At 51.6% G+C, this 10,991-nt stretch carries 13 protein-coding genes and 1 pseudogene; 12 read left to right on the top strand and 2 right to left on the bottom strand.

Annotation, left to right across the window (positions count from 1 at the left end; all coding sequences use genetic code 11):
- The first annotated feature begins 582 nt into the window (after nt 1-582).
- From J122_RS19535 to J122_RS19515, 4 genes are all read left to right on the top strand, one after another.
- Entirely contained in the window at nt 583-1,164 is a 582-nt protein-coding gene (locus tag J122_RS19535) for a hypothetical protein (RefSeq protein ID WP_061333882.1), read from the top strand.
- Between the two features lie 88 nt (nt 1,165-1,252).
- A complete protein-coding gene (locus tag J122_RS19530) occupies nt 1,253-1,759 on the top strand; it encodes a hypothetical protein (RefSeq protein ID WP_061333880.1) in 507 nt (168 codons plus the stop codon).
- A gap of 453 nt (nt 1,760-2,212) precedes the next feature.
- Nucleotides 2,213-2,782, top strand: a complete 570-nt coding sequence (locus tag J122_RS19520; protein WP_061333876.1) for a hypothetical protein — start codon at nt 2,213-2,215, stop codon at nt 2,780-2,782.
- Between the two features lie 115 nt (nt 2,783-2,897).
- Nucleotides 2,898-3,242, top strand: a complete 345-nt coding sequence (locus J122_RS19515; RefSeq protein WP_061333874.1) for a hypothetical protein — start codon at nt 2,898-2,900, stop codon at nt 3,240-3,242.
- 66 nt (nt 3,243-3,308) lie between these two features.
- Here the strand turns inward: J122_RS19515 and J122_RS19510 are convergent, their stop codons facing one another.
- A complete protein-coding gene (locus J122_RS19510; protein ID WP_061333888.1) occupies nt 3,309-4,523 on the bottom strand; it encodes an IS256 family transposase in 1,215 nt (404 codons plus the stop codon).
- A 144-nt stretch (nt 4,524-4,667) separates the two neighbouring features.
- Between J122_RS19510 and J122_RS19505 the strand changes: the two genes are divergently transcribed.
- The 5 genes from J122_RS19505 to maoP all read left to right on the top strand — a co-directional run bounded on the left by J122_RS19505 (nt 4,668) and on the right by maoP (nt 7,637).
- The gene (locus tag J122_RS19505) at nt 4,668-5,093 is read left to right on the top strand and encodes a hypothetical protein (protein WP_156471799.1); all 426 of its coding nucleotides are present in this window, start codon (nt 4,668-4,670) and stop codon (nt 5,091-5,093) included.
- Between the two features lie 28 nt (nt 5,094-5,121).
- Complete coding sequence (locus J122_RS19500) at nt 5,122-6,090, top strand: SIR2 family protein (RefSeq protein ID WP_061333871.1); 969 nt, start codon at nt 5,122-5,124, stop codon at nt 6,088-6,090.
- 92 nt (nt 6,091-6,182) lie between these two features.
- Nucleotides 6,183-6,560 (top strand): DUF4160 domain-containing protein, encoded by a 378-nt coding sequence (locus tag J122_RS19495; RefSeq protein WP_197463897.1) that lies wholly within the window; start codon nt 6,183-6,185, stop codon nt 6,558-6,560.
- A 104-nt stretch (nt 6,561-6,664) separates the two neighbouring features.
- Nucleotides 6,665-7,186: a hypothetical protein gene (locus J122_RS19490; RefSeq protein ID WP_061333869.1), complete on the top strand. Its 522-nt coding sequence runs from the start codon at nt 6,665-6,667 to the stop codon at nt 7,184-7,186.
- Nucleotides 7,187-7,286: 100 nt separating this feature from the next.
- On the top strand, nt 7,287-7,637 hold the full coding sequence (gene maoP, locus J122_RS19485; protein ID WP_061333867.1) for a DUF413 domain-containing protein: 351 nt from the start codon (nt 7,287-7,289) through the stop codon (nt 7,635-7,637).
- 359 nt (nt 7,638-7,996) lie between these two features.
- Here maoP and J122_RS19480 read toward each other — a convergent pair whose 3' ends face one another.
- Nucleotides 7,997-9,022 (bottom strand): IS110 family transposase, encoded by a 1,026-nt coding sequence (locus J122_RS19480; RefSeq protein ID WP_061333865.1) that lies wholly within the window; start codon nt 9,020-9,022, stop codon nt 7,997-7,999.
- 247 nt (nt 9,023-9,269) lie between these two features.
- Here J122_RS19480 and J122_RS22570 point away from each other — a divergent pair, with 247 nt between their 5' ends.
- The 3 genes and pseudogenes from J122_RS22570 to J122_RS24900 form a co-directional block, all read left to right on the top strand.
- Nucleotides 9,270-9,425, top strand: coding sequence for a hypothetical protein (locus J122_RS22570; RefSeq protein WP_156471798.1), 156 nt, complete (start codon nt 9,270-9,272; stop codon nt 9,423-9,425).
- A 77-nt stretch (nt 9,426-9,502) separates the two neighbouring features.
- Nucleotides 9,503-10,683, top strand: a protein-coding gene (locus J122_RS21385; protein ID WP_156471797.1) for an IS3 family transposase whose coding sequence is annotated in 2 segments (ribosomal slippage) — nt 9,503-9,799 and nt 9,802-10,683 — 1,179 coding nt in all. Because the reading frame shifts where the segments join, the coding sequence is not laid out codon by codon here.
- Between the two features lie 107 nt (nt 10,684-10,790).
- Nucleotides 10,791-10,991, top strand: a pseudogene (locus J122_RS24900) (transcriptional regulator); the annotation flags it as partial.

Here is a 10,991-nt window from a genome sequence, read left to right as displayed (position 1 = left end):
GCCGGACGATTTTGATGGAGCTTCAGGCAGTCTGCTGGGGTGGCAGCTTTGCCGTGGAATTAGTGGCAGCTTTCGCGTGGAATGGGTGGCAGACTTCGTCTGGAATCAGTGGCAACCTTGGTCTGGAATACGCACTACACCTCAATACTCACTTTGCTGGTGGGTATCCCCGCGTCGGTCATTCAGCAAGTGGATTCCAGTGGAGACTACAGTGCCTTGCTGCCCTTATCAGCGACCGGCAATATAGCAGGTGTGTACGCTGTGGTAGTTCTGTGGTCGCTTATAGTCCGTACTATTCAAGGGCGGCGGTACGGGTTCACTCGAAAGTTTAGGTGGGGTGTAGCTGCTGGAGTTTATGCGTCGGCTTGCCTAATCGTCATATATGGCTGGCCGGCATTGGTATTTGGTGTCATCCCACCGTTAGCTGTTGCTCTGCATTTCGTGTTACTTCAGCGCGCAAGGTGGGTAAATGCATAACAAAGCGCTCAAACATCGGCCACTGCGTGGCCTGGACCTCCGTTACGGCGCTTTGCGCCTGCACTACGGCCGTTTAGCGCGGCGTTAAATATAAAGGAGAATTCCGTGCTGGAGGAAATAAAACTGCTCTCCAAAGAGCACAACGAAAATTTCCCAGTTCTCGCAGTGATATTGTTCAATACATCGCACGCACATCTAATCGAAGCGTTACGAAAAAACTCGTACGTTGAAGCGTTAAATGAAGTAACTGGTGATGAAATCGCTGTTTTTTGGGCAGCGAGACCAGAAGGCCGGGTGGAATGGCCCTCTTTTCCCCCAGGGACATATGGAATGATGGTGCCGGTTTACAAAGAGCCGTCCAGCAATAAAACATTATACGAGTTCTTCGGTATTCAGGACGGGCAGTCTCTACCATTACTGATTACGTTTTCCTTTGATGAGAACGAAAAACTGCATTTCAGAAAAACCCGTTTAACAGAAGAAAGCTCCGAAGATGCTTACAATCAATTGAAAAAGCAACTTCAAGAGAAAGCTGAACTACTCAGGGGGTTCTCAGCCGAGCTAAAAGAAGATAGAGAAAAAATGTTCAAGGAGCTAGCTTTGTTCGACAGTGCTAACGAAGCTTCTGGGGTGCTCGGAAAGTTGATTGGAGCGGTCGGTCGGCTAAGGTCCGCAACAGGTATTTAACAATTCGCGCCACACGGATGCCCTTTACGCCGCTTTGCTATGTAAAGGGCACCGGTGCGCTTCGCGTTGGGCCCATTAAGGAGCAGCCATGGCTGAGTCGAATACCGAGGCAGGACAAAGGATCCAAGAGAAGTTCCAGTTCTATATACTCGGCCTCACCTTCACCCTTCTTGGGCTTGCAATTCAAACTGCGTCGTTTGGAACATCTCCGGTGGCAGATGTGATGGAACTCTTAGGCTGGATCCTACTGCTTACCTCAGCATTGACACTAGCCTCTCGGCTCGAATGGACTCCGCAGATTTATCATCTGTTTGATGTGCAGCAGGATATTGAGCAAGATCAGAGAGACCTCCATGATGCCCAGCTAAAGGGAGCTAGGCAGGCAACTGTCCGCGGCACTGGAGAGAGCATTGATCTGGATGACGTACTTAAACGATTGGACAACAAGCTCAGCATTACTCGAGCACAGATCGAAAAACTGGATAAAGGCGCTGAGCTGAAATATAAAATCCATAGATACGGGTTTATTTTCGGGCTTGTGGCCATATTGGTGGCGCGCGCCTGGTCTCCAGTATTAAACCTGCTAGGCCTGTAAAAAAGGCCCAACAAGGCGCGTCACGCGGATGGCCTTTTCGCCGCTTCGCTCTGAAAAGGCCACCGGTGCGCTCAGCGTTATGACGGCAAAACGAGGTTCGGAAATTGATTCATAATTGTTCTTCTTGCTCACTCGCTGAGACATGGTTTGAAGAAGAAGGGTCCGGTGTCTATCTCAACCTGAACAGGGTTGCGACAGAGAAAGATCTTGAAATGGACCATTATCTTGAATACGAGGGACAGACAATCGAGACTGTGAGAATCACCGTGGCTTTCTGCCCATTTTGCGGCCAAAAACTCGGAAGTAGCGAAAATCCGATCGTGCCTGAGTTTCAGCACCATAATTTTGGTGGCAGGAAGTGAGCGCTCATAACCAAGCGCAGCACTACACAGCCTTCGGCTGTCGGACGCTCGCAAGCTCGCGCCGGTGTGCGCGGCGTTAAATGGGACTAGTATGGATACTTGGATCATTTTTACTGGCATCGGAGTCGCTGTTCTGTTTGCAATCTATCATTCAGGGGCTAGGTCTGAAAAAATATTGAATTATCAATGGATTGCTCAGTTCAAAGACGAAGAGTCAAATGATGTTATTGTTCGTATTTTTTCATCGAAAGAAATGTATGAGGGTTCTAGAGACCTGAAGAAAAGGGATTTCAGGGAAGTCTTGGATTACTTCAATTCCGCTGATGATATTGTGAGGGATTATGTTTTTTCAGAGAGGGAGCAAACGTTTTTTAGCCATCCAGCGATATCGAAGCCGATTGCGCCCCTCAGCTTTAATCCAGTTCATGGAACCCTGCCTCCAAAAGCGGTGATCAACTGGCTTGACCTTATGGCTTGGTTAGCCGGCCAGGAGTTGATGGCTGTCCGTTACTACGGCCAAGATGTAGGTTTATCAACGGAGCATAAACAAAAACTAATGATTGATTGCCCCTCCTGCGGTGGAAAAATGAACGTACTGGCGGGTAAGACAATGCAAACAACTTGTCCACATTGCGGAAGCAAATTTAAGGTGACGGCTTGATATCTAGATTTAACAAAGCCAGGCACTGCGACGTCTACTTCATTGCGGCTTCGCCTCCATTCCGTAGCCGCGCATGCTGGCGGCGTTAAATCAAAAACCACATGGAGATCTGCTAATGAGGAAGGCTATATTCGGTGTACTTGCGCTTGGTTTGGTTGCTTTTTACTACTTTTCTACACCGCCCTCTGATCCAAATTGGCTCTACGGTAAGTGGGAGCTGGATAAGAAAGTATCGGACAGCACCATTGAGCAGTTCACGTTCAGAGAGGATGGCACAATGACTTTCAGTAACTCAGAGCGTGTTATTTACGATACGTGCTCCTACGAGTTTTACACTGAATACACGATTGATTTCGAGTGCCAGGTCGGTGACAAGCTCGCGGTATTCCCTCTGGAAATCAGCATGGACAAGGAGGTCATTACTATGACTTCAGGCAATCAGTTTCGGAAACCGATTTAACAAATAGTTGTAGTACGTTCCGGCCTGCGGGAGCCTGTAAATAAATCTGTGTAACTGCCCACCCCATTACAGGTGGCCGTCCAGACGGTCACCGAATTCGATAATAAAGCGATTCAATGCCGGCTTCCAATCACGGATCGGCATGGTCCATTTCTTTGAGGCCTGCTGGATCGCCAGGAAGGCCACTTTCAGTGCCGAGTCATCGGTGGGGAACAGCTTGCGACGCTTGGTGGCTTTACGGATAACGCTGTTCAGTGACTCAATGACATTGGTGGTGTAGATCACCTTCCGGATGGCCGGAGGGTACTCGAAGAGTGTGATCAGATTGTCCCAGTGGTTGTGCCAAGATCGGGAGATCTGAGGGTACTGGCTGTCCCAGCGTTCTCCAAAGGCCTCCAGCGCCTGCCGGGCTTCGTGTTCCGAGGCAGACTGGTAGATCTGCTTCAGATCGGCCGTAACGGCCTTGTAGTCCTTCCAAGACACGTAGCGCAGCGAGTTGCGAACCATGTGCACGATGCACAGCTGCACCTTGGTCTGGGGGTACTCAGCGGCAATGGCATCCGGGAAGCCTTTGAGGCCGTCCACACAGGCGATCAGGATGTCCTCCAAACCGCGGTTCTTCAGTTCCGTCAGTACCGATAGCCAGAACTTCGCACCCTCGGTCTCGGCCAGCCAGAGGCCCAGCAACTCTTTCTGGCCCTCCATGTTGATGCCCAAGGCCAGGTATAGGGACTTGTTGATTACCCTCTTGTCCTGACGAATTTTCAGAACGATGCAGTCCAGATAGACGATGGGGTAGATCGGATCAACCGGGCGATTCTGCCACTCGTGAACCTGGTCGATCACACGTTCGGTCACCTTGGACACCAGCGTGGCCGAGATGTCCGCGTCGTACATCTCCTTGAAGGCGTCCACGATATCCCGGGTGCTCAGACCCTTGGCGTAAAGCGCCAGGATCTGGTCGTCCATCTGGGTCAGGCGGGACTGGCCTTTACGGACGAACTGAGGTTCAAAGGAACCGTCCCGGTCACGAGGAGACTGTATTGGCACTTCTCCGTGCTGACCCTTCAGGCGCTTGGCGGAATAGCCGTTACGGCTGTTGCCGGTGCCACGGCCTTCAAGAGCGTGCTTCTCGTATCCAAGATGCTCGTCTAGTTCGGCGTTGAGTGCGGTCTCGACGGTGAGCTTGACCAACTGCTGTGTGAGGGCTCCGAGATCTTTTTCAGACTTGATGTCTTTGGCCAGCTCGGCGGCCATGGCTTTCAGTTTTTCTTGGTCCAATTGCGTACCCACGATGGTATCCTTTTGAAAAGATTACTCAGTCGTGGGCAGTTACACAATTTGGTTTACAGCCTCGCCTGCGGCCTCCACCGGACGCCCCTGTCGGGGCGCCGCTAAACAATGGCGTTATATTTTTGGGGATACATGCGAGAGATTATTAAAATTTTAGCTATCGCGTTTCTTTCTGCTTTTATCCCCATTTCCGTATGGAATGCGGGCTATCTGCATTTTGCTCAGTCGTGCCACCCAAAATTCGGATGCCTAGGTGTCTTTGAGCTTTTGACTCTAATAGCGGCTATCTGCGCAACGATTACTGCGTTTTCTCTTTCTGTTGCGCGTTATATTTTTGTAGGGAGTCCCAAAGCCAGATTGACACGTCAGGAGATTATTCTGGTTATGGCTTGCTGTGCAGCCTTAAGCATCGCTAGCGGCAGTGCTATACGTCTTGCTGAAGCCATGGGAACTTCGGTGCTCGTCGCCGGGTGGGCGCTGTTCTCGTTTTTGGTTGGGGGTGCAATCTTCAAACTCAGCGACAAATATAACCATGCGTTGCACCGGACAAGCCGGTGAACGCGGCGTTATAACTAAAGGAGGGGCCGTGAGTAGGTGTACGTTCATATTCGGGAATGGTCTGGGGCGGTCTCTTGATAATGACTATTTCCAGCTTTCCTCCGGGCTTTCGCATGTATGGAATGATCGAGAGGGATTCACCCAAGCCCAGAAGGATTTGGTTATTTCAGCCATCGAGGGGTTGAATGCTGAAGAATACCCACAGTCCGAGGAACAGCTTGATAAACTGCAGGTTGCCATCGTTGCGGCGGGGTTCTTACGTTCATTCGAGACCGACAAAGTTCAGTGGCTGAATGACCATTCGAGAGATTTGCCGGCAGCTTTTAGAAAATTCATTCACGAAGTTGCATGTTATTTTCACGATTCTGGAAAACAGCTGCCGAGAGAATTTATAGATCCTCTGGCGCAATTTATCAGGGAAACTGCATCGCATATTGGCGTTTTGAACTATGACAACCTTATTTATGATGGGTTTGTTAAAGAGGGCATTCTGAACGGTTATCGGGATGTCTTGAATGATGGGTTCAGGGCCGCTGGGTTCAATCCTGACTTCATGAATCGACATAGAGTTAGCCGTCAAGCATGGTATATGCATCTCCATGGCTCACCACTGTACATCGGAAATAAAAAGTTAATGGGAGGAGCTCGAGCAGACCTTTCACCCTCTTCAAATTCGCACATCGTTCTCACTCATGTCAGACATAAGCCCCTGATCATAAGCTCGTCAAATATCCTTTCAGAGTACTGGCAGCGCTTAGGAAAGGCTCTCGGAGAGTCAGCGCGTTCAATTCTCGTGGGTTACTCTGGGTGCGATGAGCATTTAAACCAGCTCATACAATCAAGGCTTCGAGGAAAGAATATTCAAATCGTTGAAAGGAAGGATCAGGAAACACAGGAAAGCCGAGAGCGATTCTGGAGAGCAAGGTTCACAAAATGTGATGTCCGTGTCACTCGTGTCGAGAATATATTGGAGTTCGCAGCCTGGCGCGACCTTTAGGTTATAACCATGTGGTCAACGGGACGCTGGTTTTCCGCTGCGCTCCAAACCAGCCGCAAATGCGGGCGTTATGCACTAAAAAGGAGACAACTGTGAGTTTAGAGCCTGAATTGAAAGAACTGCAAAGGCAGCTTGCTCAAATTGACATGCTGGACGCACCGTCTGATGGTGGCCACAGTGGTTTCCCCGAGTTTACGTTGCTGAAGCGCCAGAATTTGAAGCTCAAGATGTATCAAGAAAAAGGTCATGAGCTGCCGCACTTGCATGTTGATTATTCAAGCCAGCATCATGTGGCAAGCTTTGCAATCAAACCTCCTCATCGGCTTGAGGGAACACTAAAGAAGAAATACGAGAAAGCGATTGTGGATTGGATCAAAGTTAACTCTGAAAAGCTGTTGACTATTTGGCGCCAACTTCAGGCAGGGGGAGATCCGAAAGACTTGGTGCCTCAGCTAAAAGGCAGTGCATAACCAAACGGTCAACCGGACGCCAAAAGCGTACCGCTTTCGGTTCCCTCCGCTGCGCTCCGGCGCCGGTTACCTCAGCGTTATGTTTTCAATCTAGAGGAGTGTAAGTGCTAAATTGGTTCGCAGGGGTGTTTTCGGATACGTCAGATCAGGCGAGACTAATCTCTGTGCTTGTGACAGGCGGCATTGCTATTGCCGCATTGCTTCTCAACCAATATTTCGTCACTAGAAGAACTCGGAAAGAGCTACTCATCAAGAAAATCGAGGAGGCTTACCAGGCAACGCTGGCGTATGAGAAAAATGCTTGGTCTTTGCTCAAGGATATCCAGATTGGTCGACGAGACGAACATGGAAACTTCAATCCGGACTACTCATTAATTGATGCGGTTAATGAGGAAGTTGAAAGATTGGCAATGCTGTTTGGTCTTTATTTTCCAGAAGTTGGCTTTGATAAAGATAAATATTACGCGGGCCCAACCCTCCCGGTTATGGAGGCGGTTTTCAAGGGCAAGGCAATGACGGAAACAGAGCACATCGTCATTTCTCATGGTACGAAGGACAACATCAAATCCCATGCAGCGGAGCTAAGGAAATTTTGTTCGGAGCTTATGACGCAGTATCGTCACTAGAACATAACCAGGCCAGTCACGGCGACGCCCACTACATTGCGGCTTCGCCTCCATTTCGCAGGCGCGCATGCTGGCAGCGTTATGTTTTCTGGAGTGATCAGTGGCTTCAGCAGAACACATGAAATATCGGAAAATGGAGTTTCAGCCCAATGTGCCCGATACACTCTTCTCCGAGGACGAGATCGAGCTGTTGGTCACATACGGCTCGTGGCTTGCAGCTCTCATGCGCGGGGCAATTAGTCCTGAAACACCAGCCCAGGAGCGCTTTGTCGAGGTTTGTAACGGAAACAAAAATCCGGAAAGTCAGTTCGAAAAAGTCTGGGCCAAGTACATTAAACGCAAAATCTGGGAGTCAGAAAATCCGGATTACGTGGGCAAGCAAGAGGCTGACTTGCTGGTGAATCTGGGCATAACTGGTCGTGGCTGGGGCGTTTACGGCCATTTCAAGTAAAACATAACAAGGCGCATCAATTCGCGGCCGGTGGCCGCCGGACGCCCTTTTCATTGCGGCTGCGCCTCCATTACAAGGGCGCCGTTGTGCGCTGGCTACATGGACTCCCCCTGCGGTCAAGCAACGCCATTTGATTTCGAAGCGGTTTGAGACTGCAGCTCTACATTCGGCCTCTGTGTGGGCGTTTCAGCCCGGGCCAGGATGATGATGCGTGTGAGTGATGACCTCATTCGTTAGTCGGCTTGTATCAGCCGCAAAGCACAACAGGTTCAATCACTCTCGGTCTGACCGTTCCGTCATCGCTTGCCGTTGCAAGACTCGGCTGGCAGGCGTGTTCTGCCTGTCGTTGTTGCCCGTTATCAGCCCTCTGCAGGCTGTGTTTTAAACTCAGTTTGGTTCATCAACAGTGCCCAGATAATCCGGGCATTCTTGGCGGCCAATGCCACGGCGGCTCGTTTGTAGCCGCGGCGTTCCACCAACCCTTTGGCCCACTCGCTGAGTTGATCGTGTTTGTCGTCGAGTTTGGCAATCACCGCTCGAGTGCCGTGGATTAATAGTGTTCGCAGGTACTTGTCCCCGCGCTTGGTGATTCTACCCAGCCGGGGCTTGCCTCCGGTCGAGTACTGCCTGGGCACGAGCCCGAGCCAGGCGGCAAAGTGTCGTCCGCTTTTGAACTGTCTGGGATCCGGCGCACTGGCCAATATCGCAGTGGCTGTTTGTGGGCCGATGCCGGGAATGGCCATCAACCGTTTGGCCTGCTCGTCGCGCCGGGCCATGGCTTCGATTTCCCGGTCATAGGCCAGGATCTCTTCATCGAGCTGGAGAATGCGCTGGTTGATGTTGTTGAGTAAACGCCGGGCCAGCATGGGTAAACCGTTCTCAGCATCTTCCAGGATTTCGGGAATCCGGTGTCGGGCATGATAGCGCCCCTGGGGGATGATCAGTCCGAACTCGGCTAACAGCCCGCGAATCTGATTGATCTGGGCTGTGCGCTCTTTGGTTAACCCACGGCGAATACGGTGAAGGCACAGTACCGCTTGTTGGTCCGCAGTCTTGATGGGAACGAAGCGCATATTGGGCCGGCTGACGGCTTCGCAGATGGCCTCGGCGTCGTTGTCGTCATTCTTGCTGCTCTTGCGATACGGAGCGACAAAGCGGGGCGCAATGATCCGGGCATCGTGGCCGAGCTTGGACAACTCCCGGGCCCAATGGTGGGCACCGGAACAGGCTTCCATGCCGATCAGGCACGGTGGCAGTTGTGCGAAGAACGCCAGCAGCTTAGGGCGATTGAGCCGTTTGCGAACCACGACCTTGCCGTGTTGATTGGTGCCATGAATACTGAACACAGTTTTCGCCAGATCGATGCCAATGGTTGTAACATTCATGGTGACTCCTCCTGCTTCGGATTGAAGATGCCAGACACCTTCAATGTGGCACATGACTGATGCCGTGGGAGCAGGGGGAGTCCATATCATTCGTTAGAGCTGACGAACCATGAAGCCCAGAAAGGTCATTCTAGCTACCAACAGACGATACTCTGAACAGTACAAGCCACTGTTGGAAGAGCTATTCAACCGGCGCATAGCGTTGTTTTGCGCCTGGGGAGCCCATTGTGAGCAGTGGGAGTCAGCAATGGACCTGTTTGTAACCGATCCTGATCGCATGGAAAATCACCATATCACCACGACCAGCCACGCGGATGAGTCACTGGAGGATGTTCAGAGCATGGCTGGCATGTGGGTTGTCGAGGGCGGTGGCAGCAATGACGTTGAAATCATCAGGCTCTAACCAGTCGGTCAACCGGACGCTGGACTTCCCCCAATTCAGTGGACACGCATCGATAACTCCGCAGGAGGAGCAAACCGATGCCGGAAATGATCACGGGGAAGAAAACCCAGCAGTACACCACTGAGTTCAAGGTCAAAGCGGTGGAGTGGAGTCACCAGGCCCACCGCAGCGTCAAAAGCGTTGCCGAAGCGCTGGATATTCACCCCTTCATGCTGTCACGCTGGCGAAAGGAATACCGTGAAGGAAAGTTCGCCATGAAACGGGTCAAGAAAGCGCCAGCCGACGCCAAAAAGAAAATACAGGAACAGGATGAGATTGCCCGCCTGAAACGCCGAGTGTCGGAGCTTCAGGAGGAAAACGACATCCTAAAAAAGTTTCAACGTTTTCAGGCCGAGGAACGACGGAAGCGTTCCGGTTCGTCTGGAAACACCGACGGGAACACAACGTAAAAGCGCTGTGTCGGCACTTGAAGGTGTCGCGGTCTGGTTACTATGCCTGGGCAAACCGGAAGCCTGGCCTGAGAGCCACTGAGAACGCCGAACTGCTGTTGAAGATCCGCCGTGTATACGACAGCAGCAAAGGGCGCTATGGCAGCCCCAGGGTCTATCAGGCCCTGCGCCGGGAAGGCGAACAGGTTGGCGAGAATCGTGTGGCGCGCCTGATGCAGGAATGGGGCATGAAAGCGCGAGTGATGCGAGTGTATCGCCGAATGAGCAAGCGCCGTGACGAACTCAAAGCTCTTCCTAATCACCGCCTGAGCGTCGAGAAGCCCGTGGCGGTGAATCAGCAATGGAGCAGTGACGTTACCTACATCAAGCTAGGTCGAAAATACGTGTTCCTGGCGGTGGTTCTGGATCTGTTCTCGCGCAGGATTATCAGCTGGCGATTGGATGAAAGCCTGAATGCGGCACTGGCCAAAGGTGCCCTGAGAGAGGCGTTTGCAGCGAGGCGACCGGAAGCAGGTCTGTTGTTCCACACCGATCGAGGCACGGAATACCGGGCTCAGAAAACACAGGCGTTTCTGAACCAGAACAGCGTGCGCCACAGCATGAATCGACCGGGACAATGCACAGACAACGCTGAGGTTGAATCCTTCTTCAAAACCTTGAAGGGAGAATTGCTGCATGCGACCAGCTTTGTGACGATGCGGCAGTTACGGAAACATATAAAAGACTATATTGAGGGCTTTTATAACAGTCACCGGCTGCACAGTGGCCTTGGCTACCGGACTCCGATAGAGTTTGAGGGAATTAACTGATGGGGCGTGTCCATTTTATTGGGGGAAGTCCACAAGCCGGTGAATGCGGCGTTAACCCTTCCACCCGCCACCTTGCAAAACTCCGTCAATGACGTATATTGATCATCATGTTTACCATCATCGAAACCCCTACATTCGAATCAGATGCCAGAAAGATCTGGACTGAGGAGGAACGGAATGCGTTCTTTGCCTGGCTGGCAGCCAATCCGGAAATTGGCGATCCCATTCCAGGTAGCGGTGGATGTAGAAAGGTTCGTTGGTCGGTGGCGGGTTCAGGGAAGCGTGGTGGAGTGCGAGTCATCTACTTC

This window comes from Marinobacter excellens LAMA 842 (assembly GCF_001574445.1).
Classification (GTDB): Bacteria; Pseudomonadota; Gammaproteobacteria; order Pseudomonadales; family Oleiphilaceae; genus Marinobacter; species Marinobacter shengliensis.
This window is presented reverse-complemented; position numbering and strand designations above follow the sequence as displayed.

What these genes read in the sequence shown, in the direction of transcription:
- J122_RS19480 (WP_061333865.1), bottom strand. Translation starts at nt 9,022, where the DNA reads ATGAATGTTACAACCATTGGCATCGATCTGGCGAAAACTGTGTTCAGT.
- J122_RS19515 (WP_061333874.1), top strand. Translation starts at nt 2,898, where the DNA reads ATGAGGAAGGCTATATTCGGTGTACTTGCGCTTGGTTTGGTTGCTTTT.
- J122_RS19520 (WP_061333876.1), top strand. Translation starts at nt 2,213, where the DNA reads ATGGATACTTGGATCATTTTTACTGGCATCGGAGTCGCTGTTCTGTTT.
- J122_RS19505 (WP_156471799.1), top strand. Translation starts at nt 4,668, where the DNA reads ATGCGAGAGATTATTAAAATTTTAGCTATCGCGTTTCTTTCTGCTTTT.
- J122_RS19530 (WP_061333880.1), top strand. Translation starts at nt 1,253, where the DNA reads ATGGCTGAGTCGAATACCGAGGCAGGACAAAGGATCCAAGAGAAGTTC.
- J122_RS22570 (WP_156471798.1), top strand. Translation starts at nt 9,270, where the DNA reads ATGGACCTGTTTGTAACCGATCCTGATCGCATGGAAAATCACCATATC.